Origin of the sequence: Stutzerimonas kunmingensis (assembly GCF_014764705.1) — a bacterium.
GTDB lineage: Bacteria > Pseudomonadota > Gammaproteobacteria > Pseudomonadales > Pseudomonadaceae > Stutzerimonas.
The window spans coordinates 14,098-30,628 of the sequence record NZ_JACXXG010000041.1 but is presented as its reverse complement, the minus strand read 5'-3'; the positions used below and the strand labels follow the sequence as shown (position 1 = coordinate 30,628).

17 protein-coding genes and 1 pseudogene are annotated in these 16,531 nt (G+C 62.7%); 10 read left to right on the top strand and 8 right to left on the bottom strand.

Annotated features, from left to right (window positions below):
* Positions 1 to 279 precede the first annotated feature (279 nt).
* The gene (locus tag IEG05_RS20730; protein WP_191122670.1) at positions 280 to 1,278 is read left to right on the top strand and encodes a DNA-binding protein; all 999 of its coding nucleotides are present in this window, start codon (positions 280 to 282) and stop codon (positions 1,276 to 1,278) included.
* 45 nt (positions 1,279 to 1,323) lie between these two features.
* On the opposite strand, the gene IEG05_RS20725 is transcribed toward IEG05_RS20730, so the two are convergent.
* Entirely contained in the window at positions 1,324 to 1,791 is a 468-nt protein-coding gene (locus IEG05_RS20725) for an antitoxin Xre/MbcA/ParS toxin-binding domain-containing protein (protein ID WP_191122669.1), read from the bottom strand.
* A gap of 30 nt (positions 1,792 to 1,821) precedes the next feature.
* Positions 1,822 to 2,130: a hypothetical protein gene (locus IEG05_RS20720; protein ID WP_041013812.1), complete on the bottom strand. Its 309-nt coding sequence runs from the start codon at positions 2,128 to 2,130 to the stop codon at positions 1,822 to 1,824.
* Positions 2,131 to 2,338: 208 nt separating this feature from the next.
* On the opposite strand from IEG05_RS20720, the pseudogene IEG05_RS20715 reads away from it, so the two are divergent.
* The 7 genes and pseudogenes from IEG05_RS20715 to IEG05_RS20685 form a co-directional block, all read left to right on the top strand.
* Positions 2,339 to 3,409: pseudogene (locus IEG05_RS20715) on the top strand (FUSC family protein); the annotation flags it as partial.
* A complete protein-coding gene (locus tag IEG05_RS20710) occupies positions 3,406 to 3,609 on the top strand; it encodes a DUF1656 domain-containing protein (protein WP_046619101.1) in 204 nt (67 codons plus the stop codon). The pseudogene IEG05_RS20715 and the gene IEG05_RS20710, both read left to right, overlap by 4 nt.
* Before the next feature lie 3 nt (positions 3,610 to 3,612).
* Positions 3,613 to 4,512 carry an efflux RND transporter periplasmic adaptor subunit gene (locus tag IEG05_RS20705; RefSeq protein WP_046619100.1) on the top strand — a complete coding sequence of 300 codons (900 nt, stop codon included), beginning with the start codon at positions 3,613 to 3,615 and terminating at the stop codon, positions 4,510 to 4,512.
* Positions 4,509 to 5,981 (top strand): efflux transporter outer membrane subunit, encoded by a 1,473-nt coding sequence (locus tag IEG05_RS20700; protein WP_046619098.1) that lies wholly within the window; start codon positions 4,509 to 4,511, stop codon positions 5,979 to 5,981. Before IEG05_RS20705 ends, IEG05_RS20700 begins: the two co-directional genes overlap by 4 nt.
* A 19-nt stretch (positions 5,982 to 6,000) precedes the next feature.
* Positions 6,001 to 6,936 carry a LysR family transcriptional regulator gene (locus IEG05_RS20695; RefSeq protein WP_046619096.1) on the top strand — a complete coding sequence of 312 codons (936 nt, stop codon included), beginning with the start codon at positions 6,001 to 6,003 and terminating at the stop codon, positions 6,934 to 6,936.
* Positions 6,937 to 7,223: 287 nt separating this feature from the next.
* Positions 7,224 to 7,460, top strand: coding sequence for a DUF2790 domain-containing protein (locus IEG05_RS20690; protein WP_046619094.1), 237 nt, complete (start codon positions 7,224 to 7,226; stop codon positions 7,458 to 7,460).
* A 272-nt stretch (positions 7,461 to 7,732) separates the two neighbouring features.
* Complete coding sequence (locus IEG05_RS20685; protein WP_191122668.1) at positions 7,733 to 8,812, top strand: DUF1615 domain-containing protein; 1,080 nt, start codon at positions 7,733 to 7,735, stop codon at positions 8,810 to 8,812.
* 143 nt (positions 8,813 to 8,955) lie between these two features.
* Here IEG05_RS20685 and IEG05_RS20680 read toward each other — a convergent pair whose 3' ends face one another.
* The 3 genes from IEG05_RS20680 to IEG05_RS20670 form a co-directional block, all read right to left on the bottom strand.
* Positions 8,956 to 9,984: a hypothetical protein gene (locus IEG05_RS20680; RefSeq protein WP_191122671.1), complete on the bottom strand. Its 1,029-nt coding sequence runs from the start codon at positions 9,982 to 9,984 to the stop codon at positions 8,956 to 8,958.
* Between the two features lie 166 nt (positions 9,985 to 10,150).
* Positions 10,151 to 12,715, bottom strand: a complete 2,565-nt coding sequence (ligD, locus tag IEG05_RS20675) for a DNA ligase D (RefSeq protein WP_191122667.1) — start codon at positions 12,713 to 12,715, stop codon at positions 10,151 to 10,153.
* Positions 12,716 to 12,741: 26 nt separating this feature from the next.
* Complete coding sequence (locus tag IEG05_RS20670) at positions 12,742 to 13,038, bottom strand: hypothetical protein (protein ID WP_101275748.1); 297 nt, start codon at positions 13,036 to 13,038, stop codon at positions 12,742 to 12,744.
* A gap of 276 nt (positions 13,039 to 13,314) precedes the next feature.
* On the opposite strand from IEG05_RS20670, the gene IEG05_RS20665 reads away from it, so the two are divergent.
* Positions 13,315 to 13,590, top strand: coding sequence for a DUF1652 domain-containing protein (locus IEG05_RS20665; RefSeq protein ID WP_014820219.1), 276 nt, complete (start codon positions 13,315 to 13,317; stop codon positions 13,588 to 13,590).
* Positions 13,591 to 13,597: 7 nt separating this feature from the next.
* On the opposite strand, the gene IEG05_RS20660 is transcribed toward IEG05_RS20665, so the two are convergent.
* Entirely contained in the window at positions 13,598 to 13,882 is a 285-nt protein-coding gene (locus tag IEG05_RS20660) for a DUF2061 domain-containing protein (protein ID WP_014820218.1), read from the bottom strand.
* A gap of 105 nt (positions 13,883 to 13,987) precedes the next feature.
* On the bottom strand, positions 13,988 to 14,518 hold the full coding sequence (locus tag IEG05_RS20655) for a ferritin-like domain-containing protein (protein WP_191122666.1): 531 nt from the start codon (positions 14,516 to 14,518) through the stop codon (positions 13,988 to 13,990).
* Between the two features lie 204 nt (positions 14,519 to 14,722).
* On the opposite strand from IEG05_RS20655, the gene IEG05_RS20650 reads away from it, so the two are divergent.
* The gene (locus IEG05_RS20650) at positions 14,723 to 15,835 is read left to right on the top strand and encodes a mechanosensitive ion channel family protein (RefSeq protein ID WP_125862012.1); all 1,113 of its coding nucleotides are present in this window, start codon (positions 14,723 to 14,725) and stop codon (positions 15,833 to 15,835) included.
* On the opposite strand, the gene IEG05_RS20645 is transcribed toward IEG05_RS20650, so the two are convergent.
* Positions 15,836 to 16,342, bottom strand: a complete 507-nt coding sequence (locus IEG05_RS20645) for a CinA family protein (RefSeq protein WP_191122665.1) — start codon at positions 16,340 to 16,342, stop codon at positions 15,836 to 15,838. It abuts the gene before it with no gap.
* Between the last annotated feature and the right edge of the window lie 189 nt (positions 16,343 to 16,531).

Below are 16,531 nucleotides of genomic sequence, written 5' to 3'. Positions count from 1 at the left end.
CTGACCGAGATCAGCCAGGAAGCCGACATGCGCAACTGCTTCATCGAGGCGGATGCCTGGGAAGAAGGCACCGAGCGCAGGTGGTAGGGCTTACGTTGGTTTTTGGTTCCATTGCTCCCCAAACCCCGAGAACGACGATATGAGGCGTTTTTCACAACTGATATTGGATAATTCTAGATTATTCTGTCTAACATTATATGAAAATTCCTCCTTTACAACAGGTGATTTTCATATGTAAATACATGGTATGTAACACACTACGAAATCGTAGGAGCAACCATGGCACGGGGCGGCATCAACAAAGCGCTGGTTCAGAAGGCGCGACAGGTGATTCTGACGCGGGGAGAGAACCCCAGCATCGATGCGGTGCGAGTTGAACTTGGCAACACCGGCTCGAAAACCACCATTCACCGCTACCTGAAAGAAATAGAGGAGGCTGAGCGCGGCCGGCAAACGGCTCCGTCTCTCAGCGAGCAATTGGGCAATTTGGTGAGCCTGCTCGCTGAGCAGCTCAGAGAAGAGGCTCAGGCAGCTGTAGCACAGGAACGCGAACAGCTGGCACTGGAGCGACTCGATTACCAGGACCAGATTCGGCAGGCTGAAAGCCGAATAGAGCAGCTTGAAGGTCAGTCTTCTACGCTCGGGGAGCAGCTCAACGCTGCTCAGCAGACACTGCAGCACGAGCAGCAGAAGTGCCAGCAGGTCGAGCTGGAAAATGCGCGGTTAGCGCAGGCCAATGCCGATTTGGAGATGCGTCTGATTGATCGCGACAGCCAAATTGCGTCGCTGGAGGACAAGCATGAACATGCACGTGACGCACTGGAACACTACCGGCAGGCCAGCAAGGATCAGCGCGAGCAAGACCAGCGGCGTCACGAAGCCCAAGTTCAGCAATTGCAGGTTGAGCTCCGACAGCTCCGGCAGACTCTGATCATTAAGCAGGACGAGCTGACCCAGCTTAACCGTGACAATGCACGTCTACTCACCGAGGCGCGGCAGATGCAGAAGGATCAGCGTGCTCAAGAACAGCATCTCACGCAGAAAACTCAGGCCTTGGAGATCGCCCGGAGCACGTTGACCGGAATGGAGCGTACGAATGATGCACTGGAGCAGCGCTGCCGCGCTTTGCAAGATGAAGTCGCCCGGCTTGGCGAAGCCACCGATGCTCAGGCACAAAGAGCCCAGGGCTTACAGGAGCGCTTGTCCGAAGCCCTCGCGCAGCTAAAGCTGCTCAGGCATGCACCGCCTGCCGTCCCCGGCAATGCAAGTAGCCCATGATCCGGCTCACTGCGGCCAGAAACAGACACCGGTACCGTGGGCGGGTCAGACAGGCAAGCCATGTTCAATCGCATGAATGGCCTGCTGTACGGCACGCCCTCCAGCTTCTGTTACCACCAGATCGACCGGCCGCGCATTTGCCAGCAGCATATTCGTTGTGGTCAGCCATCGGAGCGCACCTTCTAGGTTGCCGTCATATAAATCCAGCAGAACATCCAGAGTCTCGACAAGGCGACAGTAAATCTCACTCTCCTTTTCAGACATTGATTCACCGCAGGCAGATATCCCGACCCATTCCGCTATCTGCACAGGCGATCGCCCAAGCTCCCGAGCCAGGTCGGCGATCAACGGAGCTGGCAGGCCCGCCAGTACAGCCAGATGCAGGTAGTAGTGGCCTTTCGGCAAATCCAGCTTATCGAAGAGGTTGTTTACACTGTCTCCGGGGTCATGCATATCCAAAGTTTCAGGCTCAGCGGATGCAAAGCCTGCAGGAGCCGTTGAGTCATTGACCATGTGACTGCGAATGCTGCCTGATCGGCGCACTCAACCTTCGGCCCAGAAATCATCCTTTCGCACCAAACCAAACTCATCCTGATTGGCGTCAGGTTCATCATCGAACATGGTGTTAACCATTCGCTCGCGACGAAGCATGGCCAGCGTTCGGAAAAAGCACGATTCACAAAGGTGAATCTCATAGCGCTCGCCATCATGCTTTGAACCGTAACCCCAGCAAGCTTGAAGAACACCGAACTGGTGCCCATAGCCCTCAACGCGTGTGCTTTGGCAACAGGCGTCGCAAGTAACGTCTGAGGTCGTTTCCGTCGGCTCGGTAGCAACGTGGCGCATGATCATCAGCTCCAAGGAAGGGAGGCTTTAGGCTGCCACCCAACTTACCAATCGATATAAAGGCATTGAAAAGGCGACCCGAGAGATCGCCTCGAAGTGACGAGGGTAGCGTATGTCGGCACGCCCAATGTATTCGAGCGTAGAATTCACCTATGGATCAAAAGGTTAGAGAGGAAGTGAGTGAAATTTTCCCTTATCTCGGCACGCACCCCATGAGGGCCATCCCGAGGCGGCACCGGCGCTGCGCTATCACGTACAGCAACTGGTCGGCGGGCCACGCCACTATGACTACGGCCTACTGGCATTCACCGCGGCTTCGGTAGCGCTGTCGGTGTTCTGCCTGAGCATGCTGTGGTTCGTTTCCGGTTGGGAGCACGGCTATAGCGGCGTGTTCATCGCCGCGGTGGCAGGCTGTTTCTTCGCCAGTCAGGACAATCCGGCGCCGTTCATCAAGTCGTTTCTGGTCGCCACGCTGATCTCCTCCACGGCCGCCGGCATCTACCTCTTCGCGTTGATGCCCAACGTGCACGATTTCGGCAGCCTGGCCATCCTGCTCGCCGTGCCGCTGCTGTTGCTCGGCACCCTCGCCGGTCGACCGCAACACGCCGGGACAGTGATCGTGATTGCGGTGCAGACGATCTCCAACATCACCCTTCAGGACAGCTACCGCGCCGATTTCCAGCTGTTTGCCGACATCGCTCTGTCCACTGCGCTGGGCGTGCTCTTCGCCTTCGTCTGGGCTCGCCTGACCCGGCCGTTCGGTACGCTCTGGGCTGCGCGGCGATTGGTACGCCACGGCTGGCTGAGCCTGGCGGCGCTGGCAGACCTGCGACGTTGGCGCAACGAAGCCGATGATGCCTCGAGTTTCATCGACCGTATCGCCCAGCTGCTGCCACGTCTGGCTCAGCTGGATGGCGATCGCCTGGCGCTGAACGACGCCACGCGCGAGCTGCGCGTCGGTTTTCGCCTGCTGGAACTGCGTGAACTGCGGCCGGCACCCGCCATCGAGCAGAAGCTGGAGCCGGTGCTGGGCATGATCCGCGCGCATTTCCTTGCCTGCGCCACCGCGCGTAGCCAACTGCCGACACTAGAGCCCTTACGCGACACCCTCGAGGCCGCATTGCAGGATCTGCAGCGCGATGCTTCGCCCAGCGCACACCGGGCGGCGCAGGTGGTGCACGGCTTGCGACTGGTGCTTTTCGCCGACGCATCGGCCAGCGTGCGTGCCGCACCGGGAGGCCCGCCACCCGCAGCCGGCCTCTCCCCCGCTGGAGCGCACGCATGACCGGTCACCTCGATGTGTACGGCGTCTATGTGCCGGTCCTGCTGGTTGCCATGCTGTCCGCCTATGGCATCAAGAGCCTGCTCGCCACCGTGCTGCAGCGTACAGGCTTCTACCGCTGGGTCTGGCATCCGCCGCTGTTCAACCTCGCCCTGTACATCATCGTGCTCGGGGCCCTGTTCAATCTCCTTCCCCGGATGTGAATCGTGAAGAAATGGATACCCGCCGCCGGCTCGGTGCTGCTGACCTTGCTGGCGGTTGTCATCGCCGTCGTCGTCAGCCTGCACCTGTGGGATTACTACATGGAGGCGCCCTGGACCCGCGACGGCCACGTGCACGCCGACATCATTCAGGTCGCACCGGATGTTTCCGGGCTGGTGACCGAACTGCACGTGCGCGACAACCAGAAGGTCAGCCGCGGCCAGGTGCTGTTCGTGATCGACCGGGCACGCTTCGAACTGGCGGTCGACGAAGCCCGCGCCACAGTGCTCGAACGCCGCGCGCAGCTGGACCAGGCGCAACGCGAAGCCAGGCGTAATCGGGTGCTGAAAGACCTGATCGCCGCGGAAACCGTCGAGATCGGCGACACCCAGGTCAAGCGCGCCGCTGCCGCCCTGGCCACGGCTGAGGCCGCCCTCGGCGTGGCGCGTCTGGATCTCGAACGCACCACCGTGCTCAGCCCGGTGGATGGCTATCTCGGCGACCAGACGATGCGCGTGGGCGATTACGTGAAAACCGGTACACCGGTGCTGTCGATCGTCGATACCGATTCACTGCGCGTCGAAGGCTACTTCGAAGAAACCAAGCTGCACGCCATCGAGATCGGGCAGCCGGTGGACATCCACATCATGGGCGAAGCGCAGCATCTGCGTGGCCATGTGCAGAGCATCGCCGCAGGCATCGAGGATCGCGACCGTGTGCGCGGCAACTCGCTGCTGCCGAATATCGACCCGAGCTTCAACTGGGTGCGCCTGGCGCAGCGAATTCCGGTTCGCGTTGTGCTGGACGACGGCCAGCAGAGCGACATCCGCCTGGTGGTCGGCCGTACGGCGACGCTGTCCGTGCTGCCGTGGTCGCGCGACACATCGGCGACGGTCAGCCAATGAGTCGCGCGGCATACATGCTGCCGTTCGCGCTGACTGCGCTGCTCGCAGCATGCAGCGCGGTGGGCCCGGACTACCGCGTGCCAGGCCAAGCCGTGGCCTTGCAGGCCGCTGCGCAGAAACCCTTCGATCTGGCCGGCAACGAGCGGGTCGAACAGGCGCCGCTGCCGGACGACTGGTGGCAGCTCTATGACGACCCGACGCTCGATCGGCTGGTGAGTGAAGCCCTGATCGGCAATGCCGACGTGCGCCAGGCGTATCACAACCTGCGTCGCGCCTATGAGGGCTTCCAGATGGCACACCACGCGCAGGAGATCGTGGTCGGCGGCAACGGCTCGGTTGCACGCGGCCAGCTGTCCAGCGAAGCCCTCGCCCTGGAGGAAAAACTTCCGGTGATGAACCTCGCCGACGCCGGCCTCAGCGTGGGTTACCAGCTCGATCTGTTCGGTCAGCTGCATCGCGCCGCGGAAGCTGCGGGGGCCGATGCCGACGCCAGTGCGGCGCTGCTCGACACGGCCCGCATAACTGCCGTGGCCGGGGTAGTACGCAGCTACATGACGGCCTGTCACGCCAGTGAGGAGCTGACGATAGCGGAGCATTCACTGGCGATTCAGCTGCGACAGCTGGATGTCGCCGAGCGCCTGTTCGAAGGTGGTCGTGGCAACGAAGTCGATGTGTCTCGCGCCCACGCCCAGCTGGAGGCTCTGCGTGCCGAGCTGCCGCCATTCGAATCGAAGAAGGCGGCCGCGTTGTATCAGCTCGCAGCCCTGCTTGGCCGCACGCCCGGAGCCCTTCCCGAGACGGTTACCGCCTGCAGTCACGCACCTCAGCTGCGCCAGGCGATTCCGTTGGGTGATGGCACCGCCCTGCTCAAGCGCCGCCCGGACATCCGTGCGGCCGAGCGCGCACTCGCCTCCGCTACGGCACAGATCGGCGTCGCCACGGCGATGATGTATCCGCAGGTCAGTCTCGGCGCTGCGGCCGGTTACACCGGAATGCTCGAACACCTCGGTAATCCGATAACCCGCCGCTGGGAATTCGGCCCGTCGATCAGCTGGCATTTTCCGACACGAGTCGATCACGCGCGGGTGCGCGCCACCGAGGCCGGAGCCGCTGCCGCCCTCGCCCGCTTCGACGGAGTTGTGCTCGACGCACTGCGGGAAACCCAGACCCTGCTCACGCACTACGCTCACGACCTGCATCGTGACCAAGCGCTGCGCGAAGCGCGCGATGCCGCGCAAGACGCCGCGGACCACACGCGCCGGTTGTACCAGGAAGGACGACTGGCCTATCTCGACAGCCTCGACGCCGAGCGCACCCTCGCAACGGCCGAAGCTGCCCTGGCGGCGTCCCAAGCCCAACTGTCGCAAGACCAGGTGAACCTGTTCCTCGCGCTGGGCGGCGGCTGGCAAGGCACGCCAACCGCATCGGCGCACGCTGAAAATCCATCGCCGGGCGTGCCTGGCCAATAACCCAGAGAGGCCTTACTCGATGGACATGCTGCAAGCGATGCGGGTATTCGTCCGGGTAGTCGACGCCGGCAGCTTCACCGCCGCGGCGAAGCTGGCCGACACGTCCACCGCGCAGGTTTCCCGCCTGCTGGCGGAGCTGGAGAACCACCTCCACGCGCGCCTGCTCAACCGCAACACGCGGCGGTTGGCGCTGACCGAGGTCGGCGCACGTTTTCTCGAACGATCGCGCGAGATCCTGGCACAGCTGGACCAGGCACAGGAGGAAGCCTGCGGGGCCCATCTGACCCCGCGCGGGCGCCTGCGCGTGCACTCGACGACGGGTCTGGGCATCCAGCTGCTGGCAGGGCTGGCCGGGAGATACGCTGAGCGCTACCCCGAAGTGAGCCTCGACCTGACCCTTTCGCAACACCAGCCCGATCTGCTGGAAGCCGGACTCGACGTCATCATCACGCTTTCCCGCGAGCTGCCGGATTCCGAGCTGATCGCCCAGAGACTGGGCGAGGTTGGCAATGTTGTCTGCGCGGCGCCCGGCTATCTCGAACAATATGGCGTACCGCAGCAACCGCGTGACCTGCAACAGCACCGCTGTCTGCGCCTGGCGGACCCGGTCTTCGCGGATGAATGGCGCTTCATCGCAGACGGTGCCGAAGACGTGATTCGCCCTGGCGAAGCGTTCAAGGTCAACGTGGCTGAAGCCATGGCCAGCGCGGCAGAAGCCGGCATGGGCATCTGCCTGCTGCCCGACTATGTCGCGGCTCCGGCCCTGCAGCGCGGCGCACTGCTGCGCCTGTTGCCCCGCTATCGTCTGCAGGAAAAGCAGATCCACGCGCTCTACCCGTCCCGGCGTTTTCTCGACGCGAAGATCAAGACTTGGGTCGACTTTCTCGCGCTGGAGCTGCCGCGCGCATTCACCAACTATCACCGCATCCTGCAGGACCCGGCCCATTGGGCCTGATTGATTGTTGCGCGGCGGGTAAAGGTGCTTCACCGCTGGCGCGGTTTTTCCCCTCCTGGTCGCTCACTAAAATTGCCGGGTGGCAACGGACGCTAGAAGCCAGTCCGCTCCTTCGTCGGTCGAGCGCTCCTTCGATCGGGCGTCCTGCCACCCTTTTGGCTGCTTTTCCTCGTGGCAGCCTCGTTTATTTCCCGGCGTCTGCCATCCGGCAGGCGCTGCACGCAAGAAACGCCTGCCTTCGCCCCTGTCGCAGCGACCTGGGCCCGCAGGCACTCTGGAGGTTACCTGTGAACAAACTGATCTGGATTGCCGGCCTGGCACTCAGTGCCCAGCTGGCGTATGCCGCCGATGAACCCAAGGCCTATCAATATGGCGACAAGCTGGACATCGCCAAGGTTATTTCGCTAGACGTGCCTGCCGGCGGCTGCGAAGTCGTGACGGCCCGGATGATCTATGTGGACTCCAAAGGCGAAACCCACGAAACCACGTACCTGCGCCAGGGCCCGGATTGCCACGATTTCTGAGTCCGGCGCGAGCTGCTACAGCTAAGCGTCCGCCGCTTGCGGCACTGGCACAGGCTGTGCGCGGCAGGTCAGGTGCGCGCCGGGATTCGGCAAGCGAACCAATCGGTTTTGAATCGCGGTTCTGAAAGAGGCAGAACGGTTTCGGCTGTTTTACTGTCCGAGCCCCAGGCGCTCATTACATTCAGGACCGCATGACCATTTCGATTTCAACCTGCCGCACGGCATGCAGCCCTGCCGCTACCCGACCAGTTCCTGGCAACACCCGCCCATTCATGGCGGCAATCGTCGCAGCGGCGTTGCTCGGTCTTGCCGGTTGTGGAACCCAGCAGCCGACGACTCCGGCGCCCAAGCCGGAAGAAGTCCGGGCCAGGATCGCTCGCCTGATCCCCGCCGACATTCCCGATCGTCAGGGTTGGGCTCGGGACATCTACACAGCCTTCGATGCGCTGGATATTCCGTTGAACGATGAAAACATCTGCTCGGTATTGGCCGTGACGGTGCAGGAATCGACGTTCCAGGCGACCCCGCCGGTGCCCGGCCTGGCGAAGATCGCACGAGAGGAAATCTACCGGCGTGCCGGCCGCCTGCACGTCCCACGGTTCGTGGTGGATGCGGCGCTGGACGTGAAGTCGCCCAACGGCAAGACCTATAGCCAGCGTATTGCGGCGGTGCGCACCGAAGAGCAGTTGAGTGCAATCTTCGATGATTTTCTCGGCATCATGCCGCTCGGCAAGCAGTTGTTCGGCACGCTCAACCCGGTCAAGACCGGCGGCCCGATGCAGGTCAGCATCGCCTTTGCCGAAGACCGCCGATGGACCTACCCCTATGAACGGCAAGGCTCGATCCGCGACGAAGTCTTCACGCGCCGCGGTGGCATGTATTTCGGCATCGCCCACCTGCTCGACTACCCGACCAGCTATCGCGAACCGCTGTACCGCTTCGCCGACTTCAATGCCGGCTGGTACGCCAGTCGCAACGCCGCGTTTCAGGCCGCGGTGAGCCGTGCAAGTGGCATCAAGCTGGCTCTCGACGGCGACCTGATCATTCACGGCAGCAGCAAGGCCGGCCAGACCGAGCGTGCAGTTCGCGCGCTGGCAGGCAAACTGGAAATGAGCGATACGGCGATTCGCAACGCGCTGGAGCGCGGCGACAGCCACGGTTTCGAGGAAACCGACCTGTATGAAAAGGTCTTCGCACTGGCCGAAAAGCGCGCGGGTAAGCCGCTGCCTCGGGCGGTGCTGCCGGGAATCCGGCTGGAAAGCCCGAAGATCACCCGCAACCTGACCACCGCCTGGTTCGCCAACCGGGTCAATGACAGGCACCTCGCGTGCATGAAGCGCGCCCGCAACTAGTGAGAGACTGCATGGCCGGCGGCTGCTACATGGCACCACACTGAAATTGTCACTGGCCCAGGCCGTAGCGCGCATAACGAACGCTACGGCAACCGATCATTGCGGAACGTAGCGCGGCCGTCTGACGGCCGCGTCAATCCGGCTCAGCGCTGGGTTATGGACGTGCTGTTGCCAGTGCCGTTCTGGATGATGGCGGCGCTCGGCGGCGCGGCGAATTCCGTCAGTTGATTGAGCACGGCGACGTTGGCATCGCCGGTCTGGCTGATCGAAGCCGCGCCATAGGCGGCATGTTGCACCACATCGATCTCGTTGGCCGAACCGTTCTGCGCGATGTCGAGCACCGGGCCGTCGAAACTCTGGTCAATGTTGACGCGGTTGCCGTTGCCGGCCGAGCTCCCTCGAATCGTTCCGGTGCGCGTGCCCTGCCTCGCCGTCAGCTCATTACCGATTCCATCCTGGCTAAAGGTGAGGTTGCTGAACCCCGCCCATTGCACCACTTGCGCACTGTTAGCGCTGCCGACCTGCGTCAGGTTGACCTCGCCCGTGTAGTAACGGCCACCCACCTGGGTAACCGCGGCCTCGTTGAAGGCGCCGTCCTGATCAACGGTGACTCCCCCGCCATAGGCGAACACGTTCTGGTCGATGGTGATCCGGTTGTCGCTGCCGATCTGCTGGGTAGTAGCGGTCGCAGCACCGGTCTGAGTGACTTCGGTGAGATTGTTCGTGCCGAATGTGCGACTTTCCAGCCCGTTGGCATAGAACAGCTGCTCGACCCGATGAGTGTTGCGTGCGCCCTGCTGGTGGATGGTCGCTTGGGAGCCGTTACCGTCGGCCTGCACGACTTCGGCGACATTCTCATCTCCCAGCTGTACGACCGCCGCCGAATGCCCGAAGTTATAATCGCTTGCCTGATACACCGTCGCCTGGTTGCCCATCCCCCGCTGGTGGAGCTCCAACTGCGTGGGCTGCAGCGGGGTTTCGCCGCCGCCCTGCTCTACTCGCGAGAAGTTCGCATCCCCTTGCTGCAGCAATAAGGCCGAATTCGAGCCCCCACGCTGCTCGAGGATGACCTCGTTATCATTTCCGGTCTGGGTGGTTACGGCCTGTGCCGAGGCCAAGCCCGGCAACGAGCCGAGCAGGAAACAGGCGATAAGCGGTTTATGCGCGAACATGCGGGGCACTCCTTTGAATATTGTTGTTGGCCGACATCATGCTGGCCTTGTCTGGCGCCTCCCTCACCGCTACCGCTCCCCTGAACGGGTCGATTGTTTGCCCGGTGGTGCCACCCGGCTATCGCCCTATCGGTGTAGACCGACCAGTGTTTAGACGAGCGGCGGATTAAGTCGACATGCCCAGACGTTCGCGCATCTGCGCGGTAATGGTCTGCCTGACCCGCGTCATATCCGCCCAGGGATCGTCGTCGCCCAGTTCCTGCAGGCGCTCCAGTAGATTGCGTACGGTCCAGAGATTGGCGCCCTTGAGGTCCGCCAGTTCTTCGCGATGGATCGGCACGGAGACCGGCAGGCCCTCGCGGGCACGCACCGAATAGGGGGCGACGGTACTGGCGCCACGGCTGTTGCGCAGGTAGTCGATGAAGATGCGTCCAACCCGGTTCTTCGGCCCGCTTACGGCGGAAAAATGCGACGGCAGCAGCTTTGCCAGGTACTTGGCGATGGCCTGACTGAAGGCCTTCACCTCACTCCAGCCGTGTACCGGATCGAGCGGTACGACGATGTGGATGCCTTTGCCCCCGCTGGTCTTGAGGAACGAGGTCAGGCCGATCTCGTCCAGCAGCGTTTGGGTCAGCTGAGTGGCCTCGAGCATGCTCTTCCAGGGCAGCGCCGGGTCCGGGTCGAGGTCGAGCACGAAGCGATCCGGGTGCTCCAGTTCGGGCGCTACCGCGTTCCAGCAGTGCAACTCGATGGTGCCCATCTGCGCGGCGCCGACCAGCGCTTCGGCGCTGTCGATCACCAGTAACGCACCGTGCTTCGGGTCTAGCGCCGGGTCGAGTTGGGTGATGTGCGGGATGGCCAGTTTGTCGGCGTGCTTCTGGAAGAACAGCTCGCCGGTGATGCCCTCCGGAGCGCGCACCAGGGCCAGCGGGCGCGCTCGCAGCTGCGGCAGCGCCCAGGGCGCGATCTGCGCGTAGAAGCGGGCCAGTTCGATCTTGGTGATGCCGCTGCTAGGGTCGATGACCCGCTCGGGACTGGATATCTTGATCCGCCCGCTGCCGATGGGGTCGGTCTGCCGCTGCTCGGCTTTGCTGCTACGACTGGCGGGCTTGGCTCGTTCATGGGTAATGGCGTCGGCGGGTTTGTCCGAGCGCAGGCCATGGAATACCGAATGGCGGACCACGCCTTGGCGGGTCATCTCCGCGTAGGCAACCTCGCACATCAGTTCGGGTTTGAGCCATTGCGCGCCGCGCACATCGGCAGCAGGTGCCGGCTTGGCCAAAGGGCTTTTGTCGGTTTCCAGCTTCTTCAACTGCCTGTGCAGACTTTTCAGCGTGGCCTGATTGAAGCCCGTGCCGACCTTGCCTGCATAGAGTAGTTTTCCGCTGTCGTCATGCAGCCCAAGTAACAGCGCGCCGAACCCGGTGCGCGTGCCCTTGGGCTCGGTGTAGCCGACGATGATGAATTCCTGCCGGTTGCTGCACTTGATCTTGACCCAGCTGCTGCTGCGCCTGGAGGTATAGGAGCTGCCCGCTCGCTTGCCGATCAGGCCTTCGAGCTTCATCTGGCAGGCACTTTCCAGAATGCTGTCCGGCTGCTCGGTGAAATCCTCGGAGAAACGCAGCAATTCGCTGTCGCTGCCTTCCAGCACCTCACGCAACGCCGCGCGACGCTGTTCCAGCGGCACATCGCGCAGGTCCATGCCGTTCAGATAGGGCACGTCGAACAGGTAATAAAGAATGCTCCCACTGCGTCCGGCTTCGAACGCGTTCTGCAATGCCTGGAAGTCCGGAGCACCCTCCTCGTTCGGCACCACCACTTCGCCGTCGAGCCAGCCGGATTCGAGCCCGAGTCCGGCAAGCGCGGCGGCCTGCTGCGACATCTTCGCCGTCCAGTCATGGCCGTTGCGGGTAAACAGCGCGACCTTGCCGGCGTCGATACGGGCGAGCATTCGGTAGCCGTCGAACTTGATCTCGTAGCGCCAGTCGCCGCTCGGCACGGCGTCCACCAGCGTCGCCAGCTGCGGCTTGAACGTCTCCGGCAATTCGGCTGGGACGGCCCCTTCCAGCTTTACCGCGTCGCTCTTCTTGCGTGACGCTCGCTTTCTTGCCGGCGCCTTGACAGGCTTGGCCGGCGCTTCCGCAACGCGAGCCTTGGCCGGCCCGCGTTTGCGTGGGACCAGCGTGCGATCGCTGAGCACGCTGTTCGGCTCGGCGGTGACGACGTCGTACTCACCCTCCTCGCGCGCGGCCTCGTCACGGGACTTGATCAGGAACCACTGCTCCTTCTTGCCATCCATGTGCGTGCGCACCAGATTCCAGCTGCCGGCGAGCTTCTCGCCCTCGAGGCTGAACTTGAGCTTGCCCTTGCGATAGCCGTCTTGTGGATCACCTTGCGGTATCCACACGCCGCGATCCCAGACGATCACATCGCCCGCGCCGTAATGCCCGGCCGGAATGGAGCCCTCGAACGTGGCATATTCCAGCGGGTGATCCTCCACATGCACTGCCAGCCGGCGCACGCTCGGGTCAAGGCTGGGGCCCTTGGGGATCGCCCAGCTCTTCAGCGTGCCATCCAGCTCCAGGCGAAAGTCGTAATGCAGCCGCGTGGCGTCGTGTTTCTGGATGCAGTACTGCAGGCTCTGGACCTTGCGTGACCTGCCGCGCGCCTTACCCGACGGCTCGGGCGTGGCGGCAAAATCGCGCATGCGCTGGTATTCGTCGAGCGCCATGGCTGACCTCCGGCAATGTTCCGCGATTACTCGAGCTTGCCAGCGTCGGTGGAACTGTCGTCAGCCCCGCCGGGCGTCGAATGCCGGTTCGGGTCAGTGGATTTTTCCTCGCTTCCCGGCTGCGGCGCTACCAGCCGGCCATCTTCGGTCACGGTGCGTCCCTGATCGTCCTGGCGGGTTTCGACTTCCTCCTGCGGCGTCGGATTACCCATGGTGCTGGGGCGCGAACCGGTGTCGTCCCGCGGAGTACCAGCGGGAAACTGGGCCATGGCCGGTAGCGCAACCAGGCCGCTCAGGATCGCGGTGAGCATCGTTTTCTTCATCTCGGTTCTCCGCTAAGGACGACGTACTTAATTTGGTCATCCCCTACTGGTATGAAGTTCAGCAGGGACAGATCGAGCCGTCCGACGGGTTCCGACAAGCGGCACTGGCCGGAAACTGCCATGTAGAGCAGTTGCCGGACTTAATCTGCCGGGTGGACAGATCGCCGCATTTACAACCGGACAAGCACTGCTACGGTTGAATGACGTCGGGAAAACCAGGGGTGCGCAGCGATCGCTTTACTGCGCTCAAGTCACCTTCCTACATAGGGAGGATTTATGAATACGCGTCTTCCGCTGTTCAAGATCGAAGCGATCCTGCACACCTACCTTCGCCCATTCCAGTGCGAATGCCGCGACGATTCCGACAACTCACTCCGCGTGCGCCTCTTTCAGGAATCGCCAGACGAAGAACTGACCGTTCTCGGCATTTCCTACGATCAGTGCCGCGATGCCGCCAATCTGGTGCGTCTGGCGCAGGAACTGCGCATTGAAATGTGCGTCACGCGTAGCTCGCTGCCCGCCGAAGGCAAACAGCTCAGTCACGTCGAATGAGCCTCGCTTAGCGAGGCGTGCGGACGATCCGGCTGCTGGCGGTCTGGCCGCGCGCCATGTATTTCAGGAATACGTCGTGGCCATAGCTGTGGCTGTGGGTGGCCTTCTGGCGGCCGAAGCGTTGCCAGGCGCGTTCATGCAGATAGAACACCAGGGTGTTGCACAGCGGCTCGATCAGCGCGACCGCCCCGCCGATCACCAGACTTCCGGTGAGGGCATAGACGACGATGAACGCTGTCGCGAAATGCAGCACAGCGAACGTCAGGGTTTTCAGTAGCGGGCGTTGTCTCATTGCTAGCTTCCACCAGGCGCGCGACGGCGAGTGGTCACGGCATGGCTAGTAAGTTGGAGGGGTAATGCACCCGGCCGGCGGCAGCCGGGCGCCCGGGCTAGTCGCTCAGCGCTTGGCCTCGACATGCGGCTCGGCCGCACGGGTGAGATAGGCCTGGGTCAGCTCGGCCAGGTGGTCTCGTAGCCAGTCGCCCATGGCCACCTCCTCCACCAGGATGCGCTCGCACACTTCCTTGGTCTGCATGTCACCGACCGCTTCGGCGGCGGCGATGAGGATCTTGTAAGAGGCGATCTCGAGGTTCTCGAACACGTAGCCCATCTGCGCGCCCTTGACGATCTCGTCGTTGACCATCATGCCGCCCATGGCCTGCCCCATCGCCATCATCTTGCCGCCCAGGTCCTTGAGGCCGGAGTAGGACTTGTCATAGCGCTGCAGGCAGCCTTCGATCAGCTTGGCCTGGTTCTGGGTTTCGGTGATGTGCTGTTCGATCCGCGCCTTGAGTTCGGGGTAGTGCTCGATGCGGCTGGCCTGCTTGTTCAGCATGGTTTCGGCCTGTGCCTCCATCGCGTGCGCATCGCGCAGCCATTCGATCAGGCGCTCGGTACGGACATCATTGCCGGTCTGTACACTCTGCATGGTTCAACTCCAATCTGGTCTGAAAATCGGGTCGTGCTCTGCAACCCGCTTGGAATTTGTGAAACATCCCGCCCATAGGAGTTCCGCCCACCCGTCCGGCGCACCTCTCGGCTGCACGCCCTGAACTTTCGCCGCCGGCTGCCTGTCTCTGCCCCAGACCTCTGCCCAACCGGAACGCCCGCTATCGAATTTCCAGCCTTTCTCCTGCAGTGGGATCACTACATCAGCCAGCCGGCACTGCGCACCATCGCCGCGGCGCTGTTCGTGGCGTTGGTCCTGAGTCTCTTCGGCCGGCTGCTGACCGCCCTGACGCTGCGCCTGGCGCGAGCCTTCCTGTTTACCCGGGAGCTGTCCGAGCAACTGGAAAAGCCCGTCCGGCTACTGTTGCCACTGGTAGGGGTGCAGGGCGTATGGACGTCTGCGCCGAACGATCTGCATTTCATCGACGCGGCACGGCACGTCACCACACTGCTGATAATCGCCACCCTCACGTGGCTGGTGATGCGCTCGCTGCGTGGGCTGCAGCAGTTCATTCAGCTGCGCAATCCGGTGGATGTGGTCGACAACCTTCGCGCCCGCCAGATACAGACGCAATCACGTGTGCTGCTACGCACCCTGACCTTCTTTGTGCTGTTGATTGGCGCGGCGGCCATGCTGATGACCTTTCCCGGGGCCCGCCAGTTCGGTGCCAGCCTGCTTGCCTCGGCGGGCCTTGCCGGGCTAGCGGTGGGCTTTGCCGCGCGGCCGGTGCTGGCCAACCTCATCGCCGGCGTGCAGATCGCCATGACCCAGCCGATCCGCCTGGACGATGTGGTCATCGTCGAGAACGAATGGGGTCGCATCGAGGAAATCACCGGCACCTACGTCGTCGTGCGGATCTGGGATGACCGCCGGCTCATCGTGCCGTTGCAGCACTTCATCGAGAAACCATTTCAGAACTGGACCCGTCGCAGCTCCAGCCTGATCGGCACGGTTTTCCTCTGGGCCGATTATTCGCTGCCGCTGGAGCCGCTGCGCGAGGAGCTGCGCCGGCTGTGCAAGGAAGTGCCCGAGCTGTGGGACGGCCGGGTCTGCGTACTGCAGGTCACCGACACCAGCGAGAAATCCATTCAGCTGCGGGCCCTGGTGAGTTCGCCGGATTCGTCGCGCAACTGGGACCTGCGCTGCCACATTCGCGAAAGCCTGCTGAGCTTCATCCAGCGACAATACCCGCACTCGCTGCCGCAACTCCGCGCAGACCTCAGCGTCGGCCACAAGCAGCGCGTCGATACATCGCAGCCCGAGCATGTCGAACCGGAGCGCCAGCCGCCGGTGTGACTAGTCGCCCTCGAGTCCCTCCAGCTTCTTCAGCAACTCGGCGTATTTAACCGGTAGCTGGGTGAGTCCGTGTCGCGCTGCCTGCTTGCGAATAGCGACCCGGTCGCCATCGAACTGCACCGTTTCGCTCACCACCACCTGCCGCTCGCCCCGCATCAGTGCATAGGCGTAGCACTGGGTGCCGCCTTCATCCTCCTGGTCATCGTCCGCAACACCGGTATTCGACACGGCAAGGGTGGCGACGCTGGCGTTCAGCGCACCGATGGCCATCTCACGCGCGACCTCCTCGCTGGTCAGGCCGAATCGCTCGATGGTCTCGAGGTCCACCTTGAGCAGGCGGTTCTTTGCCTTGGGTGAATAGACCACGAAGCCGCTGTCGAGCACCTGGCCGCAACCCGGAATATCGCCCATAAGCGAAGCCATCAAACCGCAGGTACAGGACTCCGCGGTGGTCAGCGTCAGTTCCTCGCGTTGCAGAAAGTCAACGACTCGTTCGATCTCTTGCATGTTTTTTGCTCCGACCAATCCAGGTTCAACGCCTTCACGACTCTGTATTCGGAGCAAGTTGGCTGGTTGCGAGTTCCGGCAGTGGTAGTTGATCGGGTTTTCAAGAACTTCTACCGCGACGCCGGGTCTGGTTTCTGGTAGGGCCAGTGAAGCCCCACCTGCCTTCGCGGCAGCTCCGAACTAGATTTC